This window comes from Nocardia sp. NPDC059180 (genome assembly GCF_042754945.1).
Classification (GTDB): domain Bacteria; phylum Actinomycetota; class Actinomycetes; order Mycobacteriales; family Mycobacteriaceae; genus Nocardia.
Map to the genome: position 1 here is coordinate 124,819 of NZ_JBHZBU010000010.1, position 24,795 is coordinate 149,613.

General features: G+C 65.9%; 22 protein-coding genes and 1 tRNA gene. 22 read left to right on the forward strand and 1 reads right to left on the reverse strand.

The window, feature by feature from the left end:
* The first annotated feature begins 104 nt into the window (after nucleotides 1-104).
* From ACFXNW_RS26485 to ACFXNW_RS26520, 8 genes are all read left to right on the forward strand, one after another.
* The gene (locus tag ACFXNW_RS26485) at nucleotides 105-1,166 is read left to right on the forward strand and encodes a fused (3R)-hydroxyacyl-ACP dehydratase subunits HadA/HadB (protein ID WP_379420611.1); all 1,062 of its coding nucleotides are present in this window, start codon (nucleotides 105-107) and stop codon (nucleotides 1,164-1,166) included.
* Nucleotides 1,167-1,403: 237 nt separating this feature from the next.
* Nucleotides 1,404-1,476, forward strand: a tRNA-Trp gene (locus ACFXNW_RS26490).
* 31 nt (nucleotides 1,477-1,507) lie between these two features.
* Nucleotides 1,508-1,888, forward strand: a complete 381-nt coding sequence (gene secE / locus ACFXNW_RS26495) for a preprotein translocase subunit SecE (protein WP_379420498.1) — start codon at nucleotides 1,508-1,510, stop codon at nucleotides 1,886-1,888.
* Between the two features lie 114 nt (nucleotides 1,889-2,002).
* Nucleotides 2,003-2,806, forward strand: coding sequence for a transcription termination/antitermination protein NusG (gene nusG, locus ACFXNW_RS26500; RefSeq protein WP_379420612.1), 804 nt, complete (start codon nucleotides 2,003-2,005; stop codon nucleotides 2,804-2,806).
* A gap of 184 nt (nucleotides 2,807-2,990) precedes the next feature.
* A complete protein-coding gene (rplK, locus tag ACFXNW_RS26505; protein WP_379420499.1) occupies nucleotides 2,991-3,425 on the forward strand; it encodes a 50S ribosomal protein L11 in 435 nt (144 codons plus the stop codon).
* 72 nt (nucleotides 3,426-3,497) lie between these two features.
* Nucleotides 3,498-4,211 (forward strand): 50S ribosomal protein L1, encoded by a 714-nt coding sequence (rplA, locus tag ACFXNW_RS26510; protein WP_379420500.1) that lies wholly within the window; start codon nucleotides 3,498-3,500, stop codon nucleotides 4,209-4,211.
* Between the two features lie 349 nt (nucleotides 4,212-4,560).
* On the forward strand, nucleotides 4,561-4,887 hold the full coding sequence (locus ACFXNW_RS26515; protein ID WP_379420501.1) for a hypothetical protein: 327 nt from the start codon (nucleotides 4,561-4,563) through the stop codon (nucleotides 4,885-4,887).
* 103 nt (nucleotides 4,888-4,990) lie between these two features.
* Nucleotides 4,991-5,554, forward strand: coding sequence for an NADPH-dependent FMN reductase (locus tag ACFXNW_RS26520; RefSeq protein ID WP_379420502.1), 564 nt, complete (start codon nucleotides 4,991-4,993; stop codon nucleotides 5,552-5,554).
* Here ACFXNW_RS26520 and ACFXNW_RS26525 read toward each other — a convergent pair.
* Nucleotides 5,551-7,173, reverse strand: coding sequence for an MFS transporter (locus tag ACFXNW_RS26525; RefSeq protein WP_379420503.1), 1,623 nt, complete (start codon nucleotides 7,171-7,173; stop codon nucleotides 5,551-5,553). The two genes, ACFXNW_RS26520 and ACFXNW_RS26525, sit on opposite strands and share 4 nt — an antisense overlap.
* Nucleotides 7,174-7,607: 434 nt before the next feature.
* Between ACFXNW_RS26525 and rplJ the strand changes: the two genes are divergently transcribed.
* From rplJ to ACFXNW_RS26595, 14 genes are all read left to right on the forward strand, one after another.
* Nucleotides 7,608-8,135: a 50S ribosomal protein L10 gene (rplJ, locus tag ACFXNW_RS26530; RefSeq protein ID WP_379420504.1), complete on the forward strand. Its 528-nt coding sequence runs from the start codon at nucleotides 7,608-7,610 to the stop codon at nucleotides 8,133-8,135.
* 74 nt (nucleotides 8,136-8,209) lie between these two features.
* Complete coding sequence (rplL, locus tag ACFXNW_RS26535; protein ID WP_379420505.1) at nucleotides 8,210-8,590, forward strand: 50S ribosomal protein L7/L12; 381 nt, start codon at nucleotides 8,210-8,212, stop codon at nucleotides 8,588-8,590.
* A 185-nt stretch (nucleotides 8,591-8,775) separates the two neighbouring features.
* On the forward strand, nucleotides 8,776-9,906 hold the full coding sequence (locus tag ACFXNW_RS26540) for an ABC transporter ATP-binding protein (protein WP_379420506.1): 1,131 nt from the start codon (nucleotides 8,776-8,778) through the stop codon (nucleotides 9,904-9,906).
* A 132-nt stretch (nucleotides 9,907-10,038) separates the two neighbouring features.
* Nucleotides 10,039-10,833: an MlaE family ABC transporter permease gene (locus ACFXNW_RS26545; RefSeq protein WP_379420507.1), complete on the forward strand. Its 795-nt coding sequence runs from the start codon at nucleotides 10,039-10,041 to the stop codon at nucleotides 10,831-10,833.
* A gap of 106 nt (nucleotides 10,834-10,939) precedes the next feature.
* A complete protein-coding gene (locus ACFXNW_RS26550) occupies nucleotides 10,940-11,704 on the forward strand; it encodes an ABC transporter permease (protein WP_373365079.1) in 765 nt (254 codons plus the stop codon).
* Nucleotides 11,701-13,053 carry an MCE family protein gene (locus tag ACFXNW_RS26555; RefSeq protein ID WP_379420508.1) on the forward strand — a complete coding sequence of 451 codons (1,353 nt, stop codon included), beginning with the start codon at nucleotides 11,701-11,703 and terminating at the stop codon, nucleotides 13,051-13,053. Before ACFXNW_RS26550 ends, ACFXNW_RS26555 begins: the two co-directional genes overlap by 4 nt.
* Nucleotides 13,050-14,129 (forward strand): MCE family protein, encoded by a 1,080-nt coding sequence (locus tag ACFXNW_RS26560; protein ID WP_379420509.1) that lies wholly within the window; start codon nucleotides 13,050-13,052, stop codon nucleotides 14,127-14,129. The genes ACFXNW_RS26555 and ACFXNW_RS26560 overlap by 4 nt, the downstream gene beginning before the upstream one ends.
* Nucleotides 14,129-15,139, forward strand: coding sequence for an MCE family protein (locus ACFXNW_RS26565; RefSeq protein ID WP_379420510.1), 1,011 nt, complete (start codon nucleotides 14,129-14,131; stop codon nucleotides 15,137-15,139). The genes ACFXNW_RS26560 and ACFXNW_RS26565 overlap by 1 nt, the downstream gene beginning before the upstream one ends.
* A complete protein-coding gene (locus ACFXNW_RS26570) occupies nucleotides 15,139-16,368 on the forward strand; it encodes an MCE family protein (protein ID WP_379420511.1) in 1,230 nt (409 codons plus the stop codon). The genes ACFXNW_RS26565 and ACFXNW_RS26570 overlap by 1 nt, the downstream gene beginning before the upstream one ends.
* Nucleotides 16,368-17,603: an MCE family protein gene (locus ACFXNW_RS26575; protein WP_379420613.1), complete on the forward strand. Its 1,236-nt coding sequence runs from the start codon at nucleotides 16,368-16,370 to the stop codon at nucleotides 17,601-17,603. The genes ACFXNW_RS26570 and ACFXNW_RS26575 overlap by 1 nt, the downstream gene beginning before the upstream one ends.
* Entirely contained in the window at nucleotides 17,600-18,841 is a 1,242-nt protein-coding gene (locus ACFXNW_RS26580) for an MCE family protein (protein WP_379420512.1), read from the forward strand. The genes ACFXNW_RS26575 and ACFXNW_RS26580 overlap by 4 nt, the downstream gene beginning before the upstream one ends.
* Before the next feature lie 22 nt (nucleotides 18,842-18,863).
* Nucleotides 18,864-19,898, forward strand: coding sequence for a hypothetical protein (locus ACFXNW_RS26585; protein WP_379420513.1), 1,035 nt, complete (start codon nucleotides 18,864-18,866; stop codon nucleotides 19,896-19,898).
* Nucleotides 19,899-19,991: 93 nt separating this feature from the next.
* Entirely contained in the window at nucleotides 19,992-20,792 is an 801-nt protein-coding gene (locus tag ACFXNW_RS26590) for a hypothetical protein (RefSeq protein WP_379420514.1), read from the forward strand.
* A gap of 469 nt (nucleotides 20,793-21,261) precedes the next feature.
* Nucleotides 21,262-24,786, forward strand: a complete 3,525-nt coding sequence (locus ACFXNW_RS26595; protein ID WP_379420515.1) for a DNA-directed RNA polymerase subunit beta — start codon at nucleotides 21,262-21,264, stop codon at nucleotides 24,784-24,786.
* The last annotated feature ends 9 nt before the right edge of the window (nucleotides 24,787-24,795 follow it).

The following is a 24,795-nucleotide window of genomic DNA, read 5'->3' on the forward strand; positions in this document are numbered from 1 at the left end:
GATGTCCGGCCCGACTGCTTTTTCACGGTGCATCTCCAGCGGTGGTCAACGCTTCACCGACCCCGCCTGCCGCGGGGTCAGATAGGTACAGTCCTCCCGTGACAATCAACACCGGTACAGACGAAGCGGTCGCGTCGGGCGAGAAATTCGACCCAGCAGAACACGCGGCGGCCATGGTCGGGCACCACTACCGCGTCGACGACTACTACGAGGTCGGCCGCGAGAAGGTTCGCGAATACGCCCGCGCCGTGCAGGACTACCACCCGGTGCACTGGGAGGAAGACACCGCGCTCGAGTACGGCTACGACGGCCTGCTCGCACCGCTGACCTTCATCTCCCTGGTCGGCATTCTGGCCCAGCGCAAGCTGTTCGAAGAGGTTGTCACCGGCTACGACCTGAGCCAGATCATGCAGACCGACCAGATCCTGGAATTCCACCGGCCGATCAAGGTCGGCGACCAGTTGACCTGCGATGTCTACCTGCACTCCTTCCGGCAGGCCTTCGGCGGCGACATCATCGTCACCAAGAACATCGTCACCGATCAGCGCGACGAGCTGGTGCTCACCACCTACACCACGCTCATCGGCCGCAGTGGCGGCGATATCGACCCGAACCTGACCGGTGCGGTTCGCAACGTGCTCATGCACGGCCTGGGTGAGGACACCCCCGACCATCACCCGCGCACAGCGCCCACCTCGGCCCCAGCGCCGGTGCCGAGCGTTCCCGTGGTCGCACCGAGTAAGCACGCCCTCGCCTTCGACGCGATCAGCGCCGGCGACGAGCTGCCTCCGCGCACCGTTCGCCTGACCCGCGGCGACCTGGTCAACTACGCCGGTGTGTCCGGCGACGCCAACCCGATCCACTGGAGTGACGAAGTCGTCAAGCTGGTCGGCCTGGACAACGTTGTGGCCCACGGCATGCTGACCATGGGTCTCGGTGGCGGATTCGTCAGTTCCTGGCTCGGCGACCCCGGCGCGGTCAAGGAGTACAACGTGCGGTTCACCAGCCCGGTGTACGTGGGCGTGGACGATCCGGCCGAGGTCGAATTCACCGGCAAGGTGAAATCGGTCGACCCCGAGACCAGGACAGCGGTCGTGGCCATCGTCGCGAAGTCCGCGGGCCGCAAGATCTTCGGTCGCGCGACGGCGACGGTCCAGCTGGCCTGACCTGCTCGCGTGGCCCCGGATTGGCTAATGCCACCGGTCTTCACGTACACTCGGGTTTCTGGGGTCACCAGCCGATGCGCGCTGCTCTGCAAGGCTGGTTCCAGGCGGCCCGGGGCGCAGCTCCGGAACTTCCGCTTACGGGGCCGGCAACTGCCGGAGCGGCGCGCGTGTTTGTGACACCAGTGAACAACTGAATACAGCACAAGTGGCTGGGCATCAGCACCACCGTCCAGCCGAAGGGGCGTAGCTCAATTGGCAGAGCAGCGGTCTCCAAAACCGCAGGTTGCAGGTTCAAGTCCTGTCGCCCCTGCCCTGGATGCCAGCGACGAGAGAGGGTTGACGTGACCGACGAGCGGGACACTCGCGACGACGGCGATGGCACCGCCGCAGCGAGTCGGCCGAGCGGCAAGCGGTCCGCCCGGCGGGCCCGCGCAGGGTCGTCGTCGACCGACAACGGATCGGTCGCCACGATCGACCGTCCGGCGCGCAAGGCAGCCAAGACCTCCGATCGGGCCGAACGCAATAAGTCGGGTAATCCGATCAAGCGTTTGATCAAGTTCCTGCGTGAGGTGATCGCGGAACTGCGCAAGGTCATCTGGCCCAACCGGAAGCAGATGGTCACCTATACGAGCGTTGTTCTGGTGTTCGTGGTCTTCATGGTCGCGTTCATCGCGGGGTTGGATGTGGCGTTCGTCAAAGGTGTCGACTGGCTGTTCGGCTAGCGAACGCTGACGCCGGAAGCCGCCCCCCGGGACGGGACGGACGGACCATTTTTCATCGTGTCCGGCCCCGGCACGCAGAGGATGTACGTGACGACACAGGAAGCGAGTGCCCCAGTGAGCACCCCGGAGAACGACACAAACGACGAGTTCCCGGTCGACGACGCGACGGCCGAGTCTGCCGCCGACTCCGTCGAGGAATCCGCCGACGAGTCCGTGGCTGTCGACGAATCCGCACCCGCTGACGAGGACGCCGCTACCGCTGAAGCCCCCGCCGAGGAGCTCCCCGCCGATCCGGTGGAAGAGATGAAGGCTGCGCTGCGACGCGCGCCCGGCGACTGGTACGTCATCCACTCCTACGCGGGCTACGAGAACAAGGTCAAGGCCAACCTCGAGACCCGTGTGCAGAACCTCGATCTCGAGGAGTACATCTTCCAGGTGGAAGTGCCCACCGAAGAGGTCACCGAGATCAAGAACGGCCAGCGCAAGAACGTCAACCGCAAGGTGCTGCCCGGTTACATCCTGGTCCGGATGGAACTGAACGACGAGTCCTGGGGCGCGGTGCGTAACACCCCCGGTGTCACCGGCTTCGTCGGCGCGACGTCGCGGCCCTCGCCGCTGACCATCAGCGATGTGGTGAAGTTCCTGGTACCGGCCTCGCAGCAGAAGAAGGCCCCCGCCGCTGCGGCCGCTTCCGCGTCCGGCGCTCAGGAAGCCGCTACCGAGGCCGTCGCCAAGCCGGTCATCGAGGTCGACTTCGAGGTCGGCGAGTCGGTCACCGTCATGGACGGCCCGTTCGCGACGCTGCCCGCCAGCATCTCCGAGGTCAACGCCGAGCAGCAGAAGCTCAAGGTGCTGGTGTCGATCTTCGGCCGTGAAACTCCGGTCGAGCTGGCGTTCACCCAGGTCGCGAAGATCTGATCGGGGGCGGGCCACCCGCCCCACTCGATCAGCCGCACGGGCGATCCCGGTAAGGTGTCAGGGTTCGCGCGAGAATCAGAACGTTCCACCGGATTCGTCGTGCGGAGCCGGGTGCGCCCGGCTGCGGGTGTACACCCGCGCAAGGCTTACGGCAACCGTAAGGAACCGAAACCAAGGAAGAAAGATGCCCCCCAAGAAGAAGAAGCTCGCCGGGATCATCAAGCTGCAGATCCAGGCCGGCCAGGCGAACCCGGCCCCTCCGGTCGGCCCCGCGCTCGGTCAGCACGGCGTCAACATCATGGAGTTCTGCAAGGCGTACAACGCCGCGACCGAGTCGCAGCGTGGCAACGTCATTCCGGTCGAGATCTCGGTATACGAGGACCGGTCCTTCGACTTCAAGCTGAAGACCCCGCCCGCCGCCAAGCTGCTGCTCAAGGCCGCAGGCGTGCAGAAGGGTTCGGCGGAGCCGCACCGCAACAAGGTCGCCTCGGTGACCATGGACCAGGTGCGCGAGATCGCCAAGACCAAGCAGGAAGACCTGAACGCCAACGACATCGAGCAGGCCGCGAAGATCATCGCAGGCACCGCTCGTTCGATGGGCATCACCGTCGAGGGCTGATAGCCCCTGCAAGGTGGGAGGGCCGGCCAGGCCCGATAACCACTTCTGAACCACATTTAAGGACAGAGAAACATGGCAAAACGAAGCAAGGCGTACCTCGCCGCGGCCGAGAAGGTCGATCGCGACAAGCTCTACTCCCCGCTGACCGCAGCGCGGCTGGCCAAGGAGACCTCGAGCACCAAGACCGACGCGACCGTCGAGGTCGCCGTTCGTCTCGGTGTGGATCCCCGCAAGGCCGACCAGATGGTCCGTGGCACCGTCAACCTGCCGCACGGCACCGGTAAGACCGCCCGCGTCATCGTGTTCGCGGTCGGCGACAAGGCCGCCGAGGCCGAGGCCGCCGGTGCGGACGCCGTCGGCGCCGAGGACCTGATCGAGCGGATCCAGGGCGGCTGGCTGGACTTCGACGCCGCGATCGCCACCCCGGATCAGATGGCCAAGGTCGGCCGCATCGCGCGTGTCCTGGGCCCGCGCGGTCTGATGCCGAACCCGAAGACGGGCACGGTCACCCCCGATGTGACCAAGGCCGTCAACGACATCAAGGGCGGCAAGATCAACTTCCGCGTCGACAAGCAGGCCAACCTGCACTTCGTCATCGGCAAGGCGTCCTTCGACGACTCCAAGCTGGTGGAGAACTACGGCGCCGCGCTGGAGGAGATCCTGCGTGTCAAGCCGTCGACCGCCAAGGGCCGCTACGTCAAGAAGGTGACGGTCTCGACGAACACCGGACCGGGCATCCCGGTGGACCCGAACCGCACCCGCAACCTCCTGGACGAGGACGCGTAAGCAGCACCTGAGCAAGACCCGAAACGGCGGGAACGCGATTGCGTTCCCGCCGTTTCGTATTCGGTGAGCTATATCGCCTGCACTCGAGGACCGACCAGAGCGCAGCCGACCCGTTCTGACTTTGCCGCGATTCTGAGAGAGAATATGGATGTGAGCGACGGAGTCAGCACAAGAATCAGACATCGACTCGGTGCCCCGACCGGTAGCGCGGCATTCGGCGGCTGCTAGCTCGATGTCGGATCAAGAAGTACCGGACCAGCGGTCCTCGAAGGTTGTCCCGCTGCCGCGGCGCCCGCGGCGAGTGGCAGAGACAGCTCGCTCGAAAACCTGGCGTCCGGAAAGTGGCACCGTGTACGACCCGACACCGACCAGGCCGGTGCTGCGATCGGAGTTGCAGGGCGAAACCGGTGCATGGCCGGTCGATCCCGCTGCGGCCTGGTCGCCAACGGCGGCGGTCGACCCAGCCAACGCCGACCAGGACGGGAGTGTCGTCGATCTCGCGGAAATGCGCCGGAAGCGAACTGGCGACGACGACCCTGCCGTCGGAAACCGGCGCCTGCCCAAACCCCGCCGAATCGGTGAGGGTTCCAGCGGCGACGGTGAAGACGACCGCAACCAGGACGATTGCTCCGATTCCCCACCGGCGGGCAAGCGCACCGGACGACATCGCAAGTAACCGAACCCGGTGACGATGGGCCTGCGTTCGCCGACGCACCTGTATCGCTCGAACTCGGTGGAAGGGCCGGACTAATTCGTGACCCGGCATCGTTGCCTGTGCTGTGACGGTTGTTCTGCTGATCTCCGGAAGTACCCGCGATGGCTCGACCAATACCGCGGCCCTGCGCACCGTGCAGGCTCTCTCGCCGGATGGTGTCGACGCGGCGTTGTACGGCGGTCTCACCGAACTGCCAGCCTTCATCCCTGGTGATGACGGCGCCGAACGCCCCGCCGTTCTCGCTCTGCGCGAACAGCTTTCACATGCCGACGCGGTCCTGTTCTGTACCCCCGAGTACGCGGGCACGTTGCCGGGGAGCTTGAAGAACCTGCTCGACTGGACCGTCGGAACCGGCGAGCTGAACGAGAAGCCCGCCGCCTGGATCAGCGTGGCCGCCCCTGGTCGCGGTGAGGGCGCCACCGCGACGCTGCAGAGCGTTCTCGGCTATGTGGGCGCCGATGTCGATCCGGCGATATGCGAGCGGCTGCCGGTTCATCGTGATCACGTCGGCGTGGACGGGCTGGTGTCCGAGCCCGAGTTTCGGACCGGCGCGATCGAGGCGTTGAACCTGCTCGTCCGGCACGCGACACGCAACCGCGTTGCCCCGGCCGATCCGACCGGCGCCTAGTCGGGCGAGTCCTGCGTGGATCGAGCGGTCCGACGCCAGCCGAGCAATACCGAGTCGCCGTCCGTGATGCCCCACGGCAGGAGGATCGCGACAACCACCGCGCAGACCACGACCGCGCCCGTGGCGACCAGCGATGCTGCGTGCGAGCCTTCCAAGCAGGCCGCCTTCATCGCGGTGATGATGTTCTCGCGCTGTGACTCGAAGAAGGGTGCGAGTTCGCGTTTGCGCATCTCCAGCACGCTCAGTGGCGTCGCCTTGGCGAAATCCTTCTCGTTGGCCGACATCAAGCTCTCTGGGACGCGGTCTACGAGCGGCGCCACCTTGGTGGTGTAGTACGACGCGACGATCGAGCCGAGTACCGCGACCCCGAGGGTGCCGCCGAATTCGCGGGTGGTGTCATTGACCGCCGAGCCTGCGCCCGCCTCGTTCAACGGCAACGACGACATGATCGATTCGGTGGCGGGCCCCTGCACGATGGCCAGGCCCAGCGCCATCGACACCATCGACGGCAGCACCTCGGTGAGGTAGCCGCTGTCCACGGTCACCTGACCGCCCAGATACAGGCCGAGCCCGGTGAGCAGCAGGCCGAACACGATGGCGGGAGTCGTGCCGAGCCGCTGGGCCAGCAACGTCGCGATGGGCGCGCCGAGGGCGACGGAGAACGCGAACGGCAGTGAGGCGATACCGAATTCGAGTGGCGAGTATTCACGCACACCCTGGAAATACTGGGTGATCAGGAACAGGAATCCGAACATCGAGAAATAGCCGACCGCGATCGCCAAGGCGGGCAGCGAGAATCGCCGATTGCGGAACAAACGCATATCGAGAATCGGTGCGCGGGTGCGCAATTCCCACGCGATGAACGCCGCGAGAAGCGCAACACCGCCCGCTGCCGCAAGAAGGGTTGTCGCCGACATCCAGCCGTAGCGCGGCGCCTCGATGATCGCCCAGACCAGCAGCGTGATGCCCGCGATCGACAGCGCGATGCCGGGCAGGTCGAGCCTGCCGACCTCCGAGGAGCGGGATTCGGGCACCCACAGCATCGTCGCGACCACCGCGATCAGCGCCACCGGGACGTTTATCCAGAAGACGGAGTGCCAGGAGAAATGTTCGAGCAGCCAGCCACCGGAGATAGGGCCGATTGCGATGGCGAAGCCGGCCATGGCGGTCCAGGCGGCGATGGCGAGCGCCCGCTCCCTCCGATCGGTGAAGATGTTGATGACCAGCGCCAATGTCGCCGGGAAGACCGCCGCGGCGAACACGCCCATGGCGGCGCGGGCCGCGATGACGCCGTCGAGCGAGGTCGACAGCGCACCCGCCACCGACATGGCCCCGACGCCGACCAGGCCGATCATCATCACCCGGCGCCTGCCGTAGCGGTCGCCGAGATTGCCGAAGGCAAGCAGCAGGCCTGCGAAGGTGAGGGTGTAGGCATCGACGACCCATTGCAGGCCGCTGACGCCGGTGGACAGCTCCACACCGATGGACGGCAGGGCGACGTTGACGATGGTGTTGTCGAGCACGACCAGCAGTTCGGCCAGGCAGATCACCGCGAGCGCGAGGAATCGGTGCGCGCGTCGTTCCAGCAGCGCCGGTGGATCGACTGTGAAGGTTGTCATGGGAGCAGCTAATCAGTAACCGTTACTATGAGTAACACCTAATTGCTGCGATCTCGCTCACTGATGGCCATCAATTGTGATGTGTGCCACTGCAACTGACCGATATTGCCGTCCATTCGGGGGCTTCCGGGGCCCGTTTTGCCAGATGGCGGACCTACCGGTACTCTAAAGCGAAGTTATCGACGTGTTCGATCACTACCCAATCCGTTCTACCGAAGACCGTTGGTCGCCGATCCCGCATGGGTTCGGTCGAAGGTCCGGCAGCAGCCGGCGGCCCACGCAGGGAGAGCCGAGGCTGGGAGTCGATTACGGGTCCAGGCCCGAATCGGTTCATCCTATTGCGCCCCGGAACGCTCTGCGTCCGGGGCGTTTGTTGTTTCGTCACCTCAGGTCGGTAGTTCGGGTCCGAACCGACATCAGAGAGGAGGCGAAGTATGGCAAAACCCGAGAAGGTCACCGCGGTCGCGGAGATCGCTGAGCAGTTCAAGAGCTCGACGGCCACCGTTGTCACGGAATACCGTGGCCTGTCCGTCGGTCGCATCACCGAGCTGCGTCGCGCGCTCGGTGCCGACGCCACGTACTCCGTCGCCAAGAACACCCTGGTCAAGCGGGCTGCCGCTGAAGCCGGTGTCGAGGGCCTGGACGATTTGTTCGTCGGACCGACCGCTATCGCCTTCATCACGGGCGAACCGGTCAACGCGGCGAAGGCGCTCAAGACCTTCGCCAAGGACAACAAGTCGCTGGTCATCAAGGGCGGCTACATGGACGGCAATGCGCTGTCCGTGGCCGAGGTCGAGAAGATCGCCGACCTGGAAACCCGCGAGGTGCTGCTGGCCAAGCTGGCCGGTGCGCTGAAGGGCAACCTGGCAAAGGCTGCCGGTCTGTTCAACGCTCCTGCTTCGCAGGTGGCCCGCCTGGCCGCCGCGCTGGAGGACAAGAAGCGGGCCGAAGGCGCCGAATAAGCGCCACCCCATCCGGGTGAATCGCGCTAGCCGGCTCGCCCAACCCAGACATCACCTACCGAAAGGAAACAACAATGGCCAACGTTGACGAACTGCTCGAGACCTTCGGCAACATGACCCTGCTCGAGCTGTCGGACTTCGTCAAGAAGTTCGAGGAGAAGTTCGAGGTCACCGCTGCTGCTCCGGTCGCCGTCGCCGCCGTCGGTGGCGCTGCCGCTCCGGCCGAGGCCGCCGAAGAGCAGGACGAGTTCGACGTCATCCTCGAGGGTGCCGGCGACAAGAAGATCCAGGTCATCAAGGTGGTCCGCGAGATCGTCTCCGGCCTGGGCCTGAAGGAAGCCAAGGACCTGGTCGAGGGTGCCCCGAAGCCGATCCTGGAGAAGGTCGCCAAGGACGCTGCCGAAGCCGCCAAGGAGAAGCTGGAAGCGGCCGGCGCCTCGGTCTCGGTCAAGTAATTCCGAGCGAAACGCCGTAACGGGCGGTCCCTTTTCGGGGGCCGCCCGTTCGTTTTTTTCCACGCCGAATCAGGGTCACAGGAATAATGGGCCCGTTCGGTGGTTACTCTTCGGTCAGGTTGGGGTGTGCGACAACATGCCCATGCGATAGAGTGACCGCACCCACTGTGACGTGACACACCGCGATGTCGAGCAAACGCGGTTCGCCGGTGGGGGGCTCGCTGAGAAATGTGGAGGTTGGCGTGGGCGTCGAGGTCAGGACCGAAGGCATTACCAAGTCCTTTGGTTCCCAGCGGATTTGGCAGGACGTTTCGATCACCCTGCCGTCCGGGGAGGTCAGTGCGCTACTCGGCCCCTCCGGTACCGGTAAGTCCGTCTTTCTGAAGTCGCTGATCGGTCTGCTGCGCCCCGAGCGCGGCTCGATCTACATCGACGGCACCGATATCACCACCTGCTCCAACAAGGATCTCTACGAGATCCGCAAGCTGTTCGGCGTCCTGTTCCAGGACGGTGCGCTGTTCGGCTCCATGCATCTCTACGACAACGTCGCCTTCCCGTTGCGCGAGCACACGAAGAAGTCGGAGTCGGAGATCAAGAAGATCGTCATGGAGAAGCTGGAGATGACCGGCCTTCTCGGTGCCGAGCACAAGCTCCCCGGCGAAATCTCCGGTGGTATGCGCAAACGTGCCGGCCTGGCCCGCGCCCTGGTGCTCGACCCGCAGATCATCCTCGTCGACGAGCCGGACTCGGGTCTGGATCCGGTCCGCACCACCTACCTGAGCCAGCTGCTCATCGACATCAACTCGCAGATCGACGCCACGATCCTCATTGTGACCCACAACATCAACCTGGCCCGCACCGTGCCCGACAACATCGGCATGCTGTTCCGGCGCAATCTGGTCATGTTCGGCCCGCGTGAGGTGCTGCTCACCTCCGACGAGCCGGTGGTCAAGCAGTTCCTCAACGGCCGCATGATCGGCCCGATCGGTATGTCCGAGGAAAAGGACGAGGCGCAGATGGCCCGCGAGCAGGCCATGGTCGACGCCGGTCACCACCACGGTGGCGCCGAGGAGATCGAAGGCATCATCCCGCAGATGAAGGCCACCCCCGGTATGCCGGTCCGCCAGGCGGTGCACCGCCGTAAGCAGCGGGTGCGCGAGATCATGCACACCCTGCCGCATGCCGCGCAGGTCGCGATCCAGCAGTCGCTGGACGAGAACGACGACACCCAGGTGATGTCCTACGACACCGCGCAGCTCGCGCAGGGTGGCCCCTACGACGCCACGGTGCCGCACCACCAGATGCCGAACATGTAAATCGATCCACTCGGATACCGCGCCGGATTCCGGCGCGGTATTCGCATTTTCGGCGTCCGATGCCGATAAACCCGGCGACACGGCGGTCATGCACAGCCGCCCGTAGGTGTAACGCAGGTAACATTTGCGAGCGTGAACCCAACGCTCGCGCGTTTACGGACTCCCGTCGAGTCCGGGTTCGCTCAGGCCGGGAAGATCTTCGCGTTGTTTCTCGACGTGGCACGCAAGGTTTTTCGCCGGCCATTTCAATGGCGTGAGTTCATCGAGCAGTCCTGGTTCATTGCCAGCGTCTCGATTCTGCCGAGCGCGCTGGTGGCCATTCCGTTCGGCGCGGTTGTCGCGCTGCAAACCGGGTCGCTGATCAAACAGCTCGGCGCCGAATCGTTCACCGGCGCCACCAGCGTGCTCGCGACCGTGCAGCAGGCGGCGCCGGTGGTGACGGCGTTGATCATCGCGGGTGCGGCCGGTTCGGCGGTAGCCGCCGACCTCGGTGCGCGCACCATCCGCGAGGAGATCGACGCGCTGGAGGTGCTCGGCATCGATCCGGTGCAGAGGCTGGTCGTGCCGCGCGTGCTCGGCATGATGCTGGTCGCGTTGTTGCTCAACGGTCTTGTATCCGTGGTCGGCATTGCCGGTGGCTATTTCTTCAACGTCTTGTTGCAGGGCGGTACACCGGGCGCCTATCTCGCGTCGTTCTCGGCGCTGGCGCAGCTGCCCGATTTGTGGATCGGTGAGATCAAGGCCGCTATTTTCGGGCTGATCGCGGGCGTGATCGCCGCGTACAAGGGGCTGCATCCGAGTGGGGGGCCGAAAGGAGTCGGCGACGCGGTGAACCAATCAGTGGTGATCACGTTCCTGGTGCTTTTCTTCGTGAACCTGGTCCTGACCTTGATCTATCTGCAGATTGTTCCCGCAAAGGGCTCCTGAGGCGGTGGCTGTCCGCTACCGGAATCCAGCCCTTGCCAAAACGGCCCGCCGGGCCGGGGATATCGCACGCGCGCCGCTGAATGTCATCGACCGTGCGGGCGAGCAGATGTCGTTCTACTCCCGTGCGATCGCCTGGATTCCGCGCACCGCGGTGCATTACCGCAAGGAGGTCATGCGGCTGCTGGCCGAGGTGACCTTCGGCAGTGGTGCGCTCGCGGTGATCGGCGGAACCATCGGCGTCATCGTGTTCATGTCCGGTTCGGTCGGCGTGGTGGTCGGACTACAGGGCTTCAAGGCGCTCGATTCGCTCGGAAGTTCGGTCCTGACCGGCTTTCTCACCGCCTATATCAACACCAGGGAGATCGCGCCGCTGGTGGCGGCGCTGGCCCTGTCGGCGACGGTGGGCTGTGGTTTCACCGCCCAATTGGGAGCCATGCGTATTTCCGAGGAGATCGACGCGCTGGAAGTGATGGCGGTGCCCGGGGTGCCGTTCCTGGTGACGACCAGGGTGATCGCGGGATTCCTCGCCGTCATTCCGCTCTATATCGTCGGGCTGCTGGGGACGTTTCTGGCTTCGCGGATGATCAGTATCTGGTTCAACGGCCAGTCCAGCGGGTCCTATGACCACTATTTCGGGCTGTTTCTGCCACCAGAGGACGTGCTGTATTCGTTCCTCAAAGTGCTGGTGTTCGCCTTCGTGATCATCATGGTGCACTGCTATTACGGCTTCCACGCCACCGGAGGACCGGCGGGCGTCGGCGTCGCGGTGGGGCGGGCGGTCCGCGCGGCGATCGTGCTGGTCAATGTGCTGGATTTCTTCCTCAGCCTGGCGATCTGGGGCACCACGACGACTGTGCGGGTGGCGGGATGAGCAGCCGGGTGCAGTGGTGGCGGTCGACGGCGAAGGCCAGGAACAGGCTGCTCGGTATCGCGTTCTTCGTGTTGGTGGCGCTGTTCCTGTGGACGACGGTGGCCATCTACAACAAGCAGTTCGTGCGTACCGTGGACGTGCACCTGATCACCGACAGCGTGGGCAATTCGCTGACCCGCAACGCCGACGTCAAGGCACGCGGAGTCAATGTCGGCGAGGTGCGCTCGAGCCGTGCCGAAGGCGGTGAGGTCACCCTCGAGCTGGCCATCGATCCTGATCGCGCAGAGCAGATCCCGGTCAACACCACCGCCAGGTTGTTGCCGAAGACGCTGTTCGGTGAACGCTATGTGGATCTGATCATCCCGCAGGATCCGAGCCCGGAGCATCTGACCTCTGGGGTGACGTTGCATCAGGACGCCAGCGGTAATGCGATCGAGGTGAGCCAACTGCTCGACGATCTGCTGCCGCTGTTGCAAGCGATTCCGCCGCAGGATCTGGCGGCCACGCTCGGTGCGCTGTCGCAGGCGCTGTCCGGGCAGGGGGAGGGGCTCGGCGCGACCCTCGATCGGCTCGACGTCATTTTGACCGACGTCAACGCGGTGCTGCCCGAACTGCGCGAGGGGCTGCGCAGTCTGGCCGAGACCGCGGTCACCTACGCCGACGCCGCGCCGCAGCTGATCGATGCCCTGGACAACCTGCGCACCACCAACGCGACCATCGTGCAGCGCCGCACCGATATCGATGTCCTGCTCGCGACGCTGATGCCAACGTCGGCGTCGACCGCCGATTTCCTGATCGCCAACCACGACAACATCATCGATATCGCTGCCGACGCCCGTCCGGCGCTGGAACTGCTGGCCACCTATTCGCCGACCTATGTCTGCACGATGGCCAATTTCGCGAAGATGCGCCCGCGCATCGATCAGCTTTTCGGGATGGGCACCGATCGGCCCGGTTCCAGGGTGACGATCGAGCTGGTCAATACCCGCGGCCGTTATCTGCCCAATCAAGACGAGCCGCGCTGGCTCGACACCCGCGGTCCCGCGTGTTTCGCGGAGTTCCCGGTGGGTGTGGATGCCGGGCAGTATCCGGGCGGGCCGAACAACGACGGCTCCTATCAGGTGCCGAGCCGCAATCCGGGTGATCAGCAGATCGGTGCGATGCAGGCGCCGCAGTTCGGGGTTTTCCCCGCGGGCAATACCCCGACCCTCGCGGGCTCGCCGGGTGAACGGCACGCGTTGGGTGCGATCTACGGTGCCGCGCAGGGGGTTTCGCCGGATCAGGTGCCGGGCTGGATTACCAGGATCGCCGCGCCGGCCTTCCGCGGCAGCGAGGTGAGTGTGCGATGAAGGCGCGGCTGCGCGGCCTGGGTGGCCCGCTCACCAAACTGGTGATCTTCGTGGTGGTGACCCTGCTCGCGACGACCTTTCTCGGGCTGTCGATCGCCAACTACACCGGCGGCGGGACGCTGTTCAAGGCCCGCTTCACCGATGTCACCTCGCTCAATCCGGGCGATGAGATTCGCATCGCCGGTGTGCGCGTCGGCAAGGTCACCGGCATCGAGATCGTGGACCGGCGCCTGGCCGAGGTGAAGTTCGAACTCACCGACCGCGAATGGCTGCCCGCGTCGGTCACCGCGACCATCCGCTTCCGCAATCTGGTGGGGCAACGCTATATCGAGTTGGAGCGCGGCCCAGGTGAGCAGGGCCGCAAGCTCAACGAGGGTGCCACGATCCCGCTGGAGCGCACCCGGCCCGCCTTGAATCTGACCACGCTGTTCGACGGGTTCCGTCCGTTGTTCCGGACGTTGCAGCCCGAGGACGTCAACAAGCTGTCCTACGAGATCATCCAGGTCTTCCAGGGTGAACAGGGCACCGTCGCCGATCTGGTCGCCAGCACCGCGAACCTCACCAACAAGATCGCCGACAAAGACGCGGTCATCGGGGAGCTGGTGCGGGATCTGACCGAGGTACTCGACACGATCAACGCGCGCGAGGATCAATTCGACCAGCTCATCGTCAATACCGCTGCCCTCGTCGACGGCCTTGCCGCGCAACGCGACACCATCGGCCGCGCGGTCACCTCACTCGGTGACGTCGCCACCGCCACCTCCGAGCTGTTGGTGCCGACTCGGCCGTCGTTGCAGGGCACCATTGCCGGGTTGAGTCAGCTGACCGGCGTGATCGACGAACGCAGCGACGAGGTCGACCAGGCGCTGGTGAATCTGCCCATCAAGATGGAAAAACTCGGCCGTGTCGGCAGTTACGGTTCCTGGTTCCAGTTCTATCTGTGCGGCATCGACATCGTCGCCGGGCCGGGTATCCCCGACGCGCCCCAGCTGAACCTTCCCGCAGGCATGCCGACGATCAATCAGCCGCTCTACACCAATGCCGCCCCGCGCTGTCACGGGGAAGGGGGCCGCTGATGGACGACCGGGTATTGCTCGGCAAACGCAGCCCCGCCTTCATCGGCGTGCTCGGCCTGGTGATGGTGCTGCTGGTGACGATGTCGGCGTTCTTCCTGGATCGGCTGCCGATCATCGGTGCGGGCATCTCCTACACGGCCGAATTCTCCGAAGCCGCCGGCCTCAAACGCGGTAACGAGGTGCGGGTGGCCGGGGTGAAGGTCGGCTCGGTGTCGGGCGTGCGGCTCGACGGTGACCGGGTGCTGGTCGACTTCCGCACCAGGGATACCTGGATCGGCGACGAAACCACCGCCTCCATCCAGATCAAGACGCTGCTCGGGCAGAAATATCTGGCGCTGGATCCGCAGGGGTCGCGGGTGGCCGATCCCAGTGAGCCGATCCCGTTGTCGCGCACCGTGTCCCCCTACGACGTGATCGATGCCTTCAGCGACGCCGCGCGCACGCTCGACGATATCGACACCACTCAGCTGGCCACCTCGATGCGGGTGCTCTCCGATGCCTTCACCGCCACGCCGCCGCATATCCGCAGCGCCATCGATGGGGTGACGCGGCTGTCGAACACCGTGGCCACCCGCGACGACGAACTGCGCAAACTCTTCGCGGCGACCAAGAAGACCACGCAGGTACTGGCCGATCGCAATACCGGATTCGAGCGACTGCTCACCTCGGGCGGTCAGCTGTTCGCCGAACTCAATATCCGCCAGCAGGCCATCTCGCAGTTGCTGGCCGGCGCGCAGACGGTGTCGATCGAGCTGAGCGCGCTGGTGGCCGATAACGAGAAACAGATCGGCCCGGCGTTGACGAATCTGCAGGCCGCGATCGACCTGCTCAATGCCAACCAGCAGAACATCGCCGCGACGCTGGAGCTGGCGGCGCCGTTCTACGGGGTCTACGCGAATGTGCTCGGCACCGGACGTTGGTTCGACGCGGTCATCGTCAACGTCCTACCGCCGGGGCTGCCCGAGATTCCCGGCTATCGGCCGCCGGTGCGCACGCTGGGAGGCAACTGATGGCGATGCGGCGTGGCAGCAAGATCGCGATCGCGCTGATCGTGGTGATCGCGTTGGTGGCGGTCGGTGCGCTGTGGTGGATGTTCACTCGGCTGAACACCACCACGATCACGGCCTACTTCGATCGCTCGGTCGGCATCTACGAGGGTTCGGATGTGCGGATCCTCGGAGTGCCGGTGGGATCGGTGGATTCGGTCGAGCCGATGGGCGATCAGGTGAAGATCGTCATGAGCGTCGATCGTTCCTACGACATTCCCGCCGACGCGCGGGCCGCTCAGATCACCCCGTCGATCGTGTCGGATCGGTTCGTTCAGCTCACGCCCGTGTACCGGGGCGGACCGAAGATGGAGCGCAACGCCACGATTCCGCGCGAACGCACCGTCACGCCGGTCGAGGTGGACCAGCTCTACCGCAGCATCACCGAGCTGTCGGAGGCGCTCGGCCCGGAAGGAGCCAACGCCGACGGTGCGCTCGACGAGCTGGTGCAAACCTCGGCGCAGAACCTGGCGGGCAACGGCGCCGCGATCGCCGACGGCATCACCGCACTATCGGCGGCGGCGCGCACGCTCTCGGATTCGCGTGGCGACATCTTCGACACGGTCAAGAATCTGCAATCGTTCATCACCATGCTGGCCCGCAACGACCAGCAGGTGCGTCAGTTCAACACCCAGCTCGCGGACCTGTCGTCGTTCCTGGCCGGTGAACGGCACAACCTCGGCAATGCGCTGGAATTGCTGTCCATCGCGCTCGGCGATGTGGCGCGGTTCATCGACGCCAACCGGCAGTTGATCCAGGGCAATGCCGACTCGCTGATCACCCTCACCCAAACCCTGGCCGACCACCGTGACGCGCTGGCGGAAGCGTTGCCGGTGCTGCCGGTGGCCTTGAGCAATCTGATCAATATCCACAATGGCGAATCCGGCACGCTCGACATGCGCGCCAACTTCCCGGATCTGCAAGACCCGTTCGGTGCGATCTGCCGGATGCTCGATCTGAGCAAACTCATGCCCGGCGATCCGAAGTTCGAGGCGATCGGCAAGCAGATGCGGCCGCTGCTCGAACACTGCACGACCATCACCGACCAGATCACCGCCGGCGTCCGAACACCGACGCTGATCCTGCCGTTCGGCATCCTGAGCGGTGAGAACCAACAGCGTGCCCCCGTACCCGGGACCGTGCCGGGGACGCCTTCGGATCGGCTGCCGCCCTCGCAGGGAGGCCAGCGATGATGCGTCACCGAATCGCGGTGGCTGCGGCTGTTGTGCTGTCGGGGTTGCTGCTCGGGTCGTGTTCGTCGGACGGTATCTACAGCATTCCGCTGCCCGGTGGCGCGGACGTCGGGTCGGATCCGATGCACATCGATATCCGTTTCGACGATGTGCTGGATCTGGTGCCGCAGTCCGCGGTGAAGGTCGAGGGCGTGCCGGTCGGGCGAGTGGAGGACATCACCCTTGCCGAGGACGGCTGGACCGCGAACGTCGCCACCCTGGTGAATTCGTCGGTCGACCTGCCGGCGAACGCGCTGGCCGAGGTGCGGCAGTCGAACCTGCTCGGCGAGAAGTTCATCGAACTGTCCGCGCCAGAAGGTGATGAGTCGGGACCACGACTCGCCGACGGCGCGGTGATCCCGCTGACCAACACCAGGCACGCCACCGAGGTGGAGCAGGTGCTGGGAGCATTGTCGCTGCTGCTCAACGGTGGCGGGGTGGCGCAATTGCAGCCGATCGTCAGTGAGTTGAACAAGGCTCTCGGCGGCCGCGAAGACCGGGCTCGCGCGGTGCTGGAAGAGGCGAACACGCTTATCGGTGGACTCAACGACCAGGTCGACGACATCACCCGGGCACTCGACGGTCTGGAGACGCTGAGCAATCGAGTCGCCGCACAGACCGGGCAGCTCACCAAGATCCTCGACGAACTGCCCGAAGGCATCCGGATCCTGGAGGAGCAGCGGCCGCAGCTGATCGCACTGCTCGCGCAACTGGACCGGGTCGGGCGGGCCGGGTTCGACGTCATCGATACCGCCAAGGACGACCTCATCCGCGATCTGCGCGCGCTGCGGCCCACACTCCAGGAACTCGGCCGCGCCGCGCCGGACTTGGTGACCGCGCTTCCGCTGATTCCGACCTACCCGTTCCCGGACTCGACGCTGGAGGGCACCTTCGGCGGGCAGGTCAATACTTGGCTGTCGGTGGATCAGCAGATCGGCGTGACACTGAGCAACCTCGGCGTCGGCAAGCCCGATCCGGTGTACATCCCGCCGATCGGTCCGCCCGTGAACGTCGACCCGAGCAATCCGTACTACAACGACAACGGACCGCGACCCGGCTGGCCGACGGTGTCGCTGCTGCCCCTGCCGCCGACGATGGCGGTCGTGCCGGTGCCGGGGCAGCCGGGTGTGCCCGGACTGCCGCCGCAGCTCGGGCCGCTGCTCGAGCAGTTCGGGAACGGGGGTGGCCCGCGATGACGCGCATGGTGCGGTATCAGCTGATCGCGTTCGTCGTAGTCGCGGTGCTCGGTGTCGTCTATGTCGGTGCCCGCTATATCCGGCTCGATCACATGCTCGGGTTCGGTCAGTACGAGGTGATGGTGCGGGCCGAGCACACCGGCGGTGCGTACACCGGCGCCGAGGTCACCTATCGCGGAGTGCCGGTGGGCCGGGTGGGTGGACTCGACCTGACCGAGGACGGTGTACTGATCACACTGGTGATCGATTCGAGTTCACCCTCGATTCCGTCATCGGCGCGGGCGGTGGTGGCCAACCGGTCGGCTATCGGTGAGCAGTACGTCGATCTGCAACCAGACACCGTCGGCGAACCGTATCTGCGCGACGGGTCGATCATCGACACGGTGACCACGCCGGTGCCGGTGGAGGAGCTGATCGGCAGCGTCGACACCCTCGCGAGCACCGTCGACCTGACGGCGCTGAGTACCACCGTCACCGAACTGGGCCGCGCGCTCGACGGCAAGGGCGGCGATCTGCGCGGGCTGCTCGATTCATTGCGCACCTTCACCGAGAGCTTCCATGAGGCCCTGCCGCAGACTGTGCAGCTGATCCGCGACGGCAAGGTCGCGCTGGGCACCCAGGCCGCCCAGTCGGCCGAGATCCGTGAGTTCAGCACCGGCCTCGACCAGCTCGCCGCCCAGCTGCGAGCCAGTGACCCCGCCGTGCGCAGACTCATCGGTACCGGCACCGACGCCGGTCAGCAGATCGGTGCCCTGCTGAACGAGAGCGGCGCCGCGCTCACCACCGATCTGACGAATCTTCGTGTGCTGCTGCTGGCCATCTCCCCGCAGTTCTACGCGATCAAGCCGCTGCTGCAGATGCTGCCGCAGCTGTCCATCGGCGCCTCGGCCACCGCCCCGGGCGACGGCACCAGCCATTTCGGACTGGTGCTCGAGACCAACAACCCGCCCGCCTGCACCGTCGGCTACGAGGGCACCCAGGTGATTCTCGACCAGATGAAGGCACAGAACCCGGACTTCGACGACACCCGCGACGAGTTCCCCTTCAATACCGAGGCCACCTGCGCGGTGCCGTTCGGCAATCCGACCGCGGTCCGCGGCGGCGAACGCGCCGACCTGGCCGATCCCGCCATCGTCCAGCCGTGGGACGCCAATCCCAAGGTCGACCCCGACAAGCTCAACCTGACCCCCATCGCCGTCCAGCTCTCGACCCTGCTGGGAGTAACGCCGAAACGCTGATTCGAATGACATGAGGTGCGCAGTGAATCTCGACCCGCTCGAACCCGCCCACGAAGCCACCGATCATGAGATCGGGGCCATGTCGCCAGGGGCCGACGAGGAGCCTTCGGCCGAGACCGCGGTACGCGAGTCCGGTGCCAATTCTGAATCGGCGGCACCAGTGGCCGGAGACGACGCGCGTCCGGCTGCCGATCGCAAGGCAGGCGCCGGACCCGCTGCCGATGCGCCGGGAAACGGTGCCGCCGGCGCGGCTGCTTCCGGTCGGCGCTCGGGGTCGGGGCCGGTCGAAGCGACTGCCGATCCGGTCGACGCGACCACCGTCGTGGCCGGCGAGCGCGGGTCGGTTGATCGCGGCGGGCGGTCCGGTCCGCCGAAGCTCTTGACCGTGGCGGCCATCGCTGCGCTGGTGATCGCGCTGGCCGCGGCCGCATGGTTCGGCGCGGGCTGGGTGCGGGCGGCCTACTTCACCGATGGACCACGGGCGGCCGCGCGCGATGCCGCATTAGATGCCGCGCAGCAGGTGGCGATCAACATGACCTCGATGAATCTCGACGATGTGCCGGGATCGCTGGCGATCGCGCGGTCGTCGATGACCGGCCCGATCCTGGCCTCGGCGACTGAACATCGGCAGCAGGCCGAGGCGATGGCGACCCAGGCGGGCGTGCGGATGGAATCAAATGTGCTCGGCGCAGCGTTGACCTCGCTGAACTCCGAGCGGGATCGGGCATCGGCGCTGGTGGTGCTGCGGGTGACCGAGGCCAAGCCCGGGGAGCGGCCGATCGGATATCGGTACACCTGGAGCCTCGACATGGCCAAGGAAGACGATGTCTGGAAGGCCGAGCAGGTGGCGTCACTGGGTCAGCCCGTGCCGCTGAACGAGGCAGGCACCAGCCCCGCCGATCCGGTGGCGCCGGGCCAGGGCGGCGTCTCGCCGGACAGTCCGGCGCCCGGCTCCGGGGCTGCTCCCGCGCCGGGTGAGTCGGGCGACGCTCCCGCACCGGGTGCTCCGGCCCAGGATGTGCCGGAGAGCTCGCCCCCTCCTGGGGAGACCCGGTGACACCCGCCCCACGGTGTGCTCGACGTCGACACCCAGCCCCCGTGCACCCGTCCCACAACCCCACTCGATAGCCGGTGCCCAGGAGGAACAGCGATGGCTGAACGCCGACCCGTCAACAAGATCTCCTCGCGCCGCCCGGTCGAACGCCCGGGTCGCCCGGTCCGCCGCACCGGAACGCCGTCGACGGGAACCCGTGGGATCGCCGCGCCCGGCGCCCGCCCCACCGGCACCCGCATCGGCGGAGCGCGCGGCGCGGACAGTCGCGGCCCCGCCGCGCTGACCGGAACGAACGCCCCCCGCGCGTCCCGCACCAAGGCCACGCGCGCTGCCCGGCTGTCGCGTCCGACGCCGAGCGGCCGGGATCGTCGCCGCTTCCTGCCGCGCAGGCGCCTCCGCTCCGGCCGAGCCGGTTCGTGGACGCTCCCGCTGGCTTGCGGTATCGCCGCACTCGCGCTGGCCGCCTTCGTCGTCGTCGCCGCCCTGCGACCCGGAGTCCCCGACGACAACGCCGCCTTCGTCGACAACGCCGCCACTGAAGAGGTGCGCGCCGCCGCCGAACACGCGCTGAACACCGTCTACGGCTATCAGGTCGAGGACATCGACGGCTATCAAGCGGCCGTTTCTCAGGTGCTCACCGGGAAGATGCGCGAGGAGCTCGACAGCTACGCCGCGACCACCATCTCGGCCATCGAACAGGCCGGGACCAGTACCGAAGCCCATGTCGAGCCGGTCGGTGTGACGCTGCTGACGGGCGACCGGGCCGAGGTCCTCGTCAACCTCGTGGTCAGTGCCGAGAAGGACGGCATCGCGCAGCAGAGTGTCGCCGGACCGGTGGTACTGCAGATGCGGAAGGTGGATGGCCGCTGGCTGGCCGAAGACATCGTCGACCGATGACAACCGCCTGATCCGGGCCGTCGAGCCGCCCGGATAAGCACAGCGGGGCAGTCGATCTCGCCGACTGCCGACCCGGCGCTGCCACTTGACGAGTCTCGTTGGACCCGTCACGCTATTCACAGCAGCGGCAGCTGTCACCGTGGCGGTAATCCGTCACACATGACACTCGGCTCACCGTGGTTCACCCCGCAGCCAGCGGAATCGGACACGGTCAGAGCAGGGTGGGCCGGACACGGCGCGCCAGCCACGCGAAAATTCGCACGGGTGGTACTTTGACACCTCCGTGTCAGTAGGTGTAAGTTTGGACGTTGCGCTGGCTGCCTCCTGTCCACACCTCGATTTTGCACACGAAAGTTCCACCTTCCGGTGTTACTTCCGTTGGTGCCTGTTCGAGTTTCGTTCGGGTCGTAACCAGCGGAATTCGTAGCAGACAAGCGACGGTCGCGGACCACCACGCGACGCGCGTGAGGTGCTGGAAGGACGCATCTTGGCAGTCTCCACCCAGACAAGCGCCAATTCGAAGCTGGGAGTTGCGGGGTCAATCCCCGGGGCCCCGTTGCGGGTGTCTTTCGCGAAGCTCAGGGAGCCGCTCGCGGTCCCCGGGCTTCTCGATCTACAAACGGAATCTTTCGCCTGGCTGATCGGGTCGCCCGAATGGCGTGAGCGGGCAGCTGCCCGCGGCGACGTCGGCCTGGTCGGTGGGCTCGAGGAGGTGCTCGAGGAGCTCTCGCCCATCGAGGACTTCTCCGGGTCGATGTCTCTGTCCTTCTCCGATCCACGCTTCGAAGAGGTCAAGGCCTCCATCGATGAGTGCAAAGACAAGGACATGACCTACGCGGCGCCGCTGTTCGTCACCGCGGAGTTCATCAACAACAACACCGGTGAGATCAAGAGCCAGACGGTCTTCATGGGTGATTTCCCGATGATGACCGACAAGGGCACGTTCATCATCAACGGCACCGAGCGCGTCGTCGTCTCGCAGCTGGTGCGCTCGCCCGGTGTGTACTTCGACCACTCCGTCGACAAGAGCACCGAGAAGGATCTGCACAGCGTGCGGGTCATCCCGAGCCGTGGCGCGTGGCTGGAGTTCGACGTCGACAAGCGCGACACCGTCGGCGTCCGCATCGACCGCAAGCGGCGTCAGCCGGTCACCGTGCTGCTCAAGGCACTGGGCCTGACCACCGAGGAGATCGTCGAGCGTTTCGGCTTCTCCGAGATCATGATGTCCACCCTCGAGAAGGACAACACCGCCGGTCAGGACGAGGCGCTGTTGGACATCTACCGCAAGCTGCGTCCGGGCGAGCCGCCCACCAAGGAGTCCGCGCAGACCCTGCTGGAGAACCTGTTCTTCAAGGAGAAGCGCTACGACCTGGCGCGCGTCGGTCGCTACAAGATCAACAAGAAGCTCGGCATCCACCTCGGTGAGCCGGTCACCAGCTCGGTGCTGACGAAGGAAGACATCGTCAGCATCATCGAGTACCTGGTGCGCCTGCACGGCGGTGACCGCGTGATGACCGCGCCCGGCGGCGCGGAGGTTCCGGTCGGGGTCGACGACATCGACCACTTCGGTAACCGTCGTATCCGTACCGTCGGCGAGCTGATCCAGAACCAGATCCGGGTCGGCCTGTCCCGGATGGAGCGCGTGGTCCGTGAGCGGATGACCACCCAGGACGTCGAGGCCATCACGCCGCAGACCCTGATCAACATCCGCCCGGTCGTCGCCGCGATCAAGGAGTTCTTCGGAACCTCCCAGCTGTCGCAGTTCATGGACCAGAACAACCCGCTGTCGGGCCTGACCCACAAGCGCCGCCTCAACGCGCTCGGCCCCGGTGGTCTGTCCCGTGAGCGTGCCGGCCTGGAAGTCCGTGACGTCCACCCCTCGCACTACGGACGCATGTGCCCGATCGAGACCCCGGAAGGCCCGAACATCGGCCTGATCGGTTCGCTGTCGGTGTACGCGCGGGTCAACCCGTTCGGCTTTATCGAGACGCCCTACCGCAAGGTGGTCGAGGGCCGGGTCAGCGATGAGGTCAAGTACCTCACCGCCGACGAGGAGGACCGCGAGGTCCGCGCCCAGGCGAACTCGCCGATCGACCTCGACGGCAACTTCCTCGATGACAAGGTGCTCGCGCGCAAGGGCAACGAGGAGATGGAGTTCGTCGCCCCGGCCGAGGTGACCTACATGGACGTCTCGCCGCGCCAGATGGTGTCGGTCGCGACCGCCATGATCCCGTTCCTCGAGCACGACGACGCCAACCGTGCCCTCATGGGTGCGAACATGCAGCGTCAGGCCGTGCCGCTGATCCGTTCCGAGGCCCCCGTTGTCGGCACCGGTATGGAGCTGCGCGCCGCAGTCGACGCAGGCGACGTCGTGGTGAACGAGAAGTCCGGTGTGGTCGAGGAAGTCTCCGCCGACTACGTCACCGTGATGGCCGACGACGGCACCCGCAAGTCCTACCGGATGCGCAAGTTCGCCCGCTCCAACCAGGGCACCTGCGCCAACCAGCGTCCGATCGTGGACGAAGGCCAGCGGGTCGAGACCGGCCAGGTCCTCGCCGACGGTCCCTGCACCGAGAACGGTGAGATGGCGCTGGGCAAGAACCTGCTCGTCGCGGTCATGCCGTGGGAGGGCCACAACTACGAGGACGCGATCATCCTGTCGCAGCGCCTCGTGGAGGACGACGTCCTCACCTCCATCCACATCGAAGAGCACGAGATCGACGCCCGCGACACCAAGCTGGGCGCCGAGGAGATCACCCGGGACATCCCGAACGTCTCCGACGAGGTGCTTGCCGATCTGGACGAGCGCGGCATCGTCCGCATCGGTGCCGAGGTTCGCGACGGCGACATCCTGGTCGGCAAGGTCACCCCGAAGGGTGAAACCGAGCTGACCCCGGAGGAGCGGCTGCTGCGTGCCATCTTCGGCGAGAAGGCCCGCGAGGTCCGCGATACCTCGCTGAAGGTGCCCCACGGTGAGTCCGGCAAGGTCATCGGCATCCGCGTGTTCTCGCGCGACGACGACGACGATCTGCCTCCCGGCGTCAACGAGCTGGTGCGCGTGTACGTCGCGCAGAAGCGCAAGATCCAGGACGGCGACAAGCTCGCCGGTCGCCACGGCAACAAGGGCGTCATCGGCAAGATCCTCCCCACCGAGGACATGCCGTTCATGCCCGACGGCACCCCGGTCGACATCATCCTGAACACCCACGGTGTCCCGCGTCGTATGAACATCGGCCAGATCTTGGAGACCCACCTCGGGTGGATCGGCAAGGCGGGCTGGCAGGTCGACGTGGCCACCGACGGCACTCGTCCGGACTGGGCCAAGGCCCTGCCTGAGCAGATGCTGGGTGCGCCGGCCGACTCGAACATCGCCACCCCGGTGTTCGACGGTGCCCGCGAGGAGGAGCTGACCGGTCTGCTCGGCTCGACCCTGCCCAACCGTGACGGTGACCGCATGGTCAACGAGAACGGCAAGGCGACCCTGTTCGACGGCCGCTCCGGCGAGCCGTTCCCGTACCCGGTCGCGGTCGGCTACATGTACATCCTGAAGCTGCACCACCTGGTCGACGACAAGATCCACGCCCGTTCGACCGGCCCGTACTCGATGATCACCCAGCAGCCGCTCGGTGGTAAGGCGCAGTTCGGTGGTCAGCGCTTCGGTGAGATGGAGTGCTGGGCCATGCAGGCCTACGGCGCCGCCTACACCCTGCAGGAACTGCTGACCATCAAGTCCGACGACGTGGTGGGCCGTGTGAAGGTCTACGAGGCGATCGTCAAGGGCGAGAACATTCCGGAGCCGGGCATTCCGGAATCGTTCAAGGTGCTGCTCAAGGAACTCCAGTCGCTGTGCCTCAACGTCGAGGTGCTGTCGTCCGACGGCGCCGCGATCGAGATGCGCGACGGCGATGACGAGGATCTGGAGCGGGCGGCGGCCAACCTGGGCATCAACCTGTCCAGGAACGAAGCGGCCACCGTCGACGATTTGGCGAACTAGGCGGTCGGC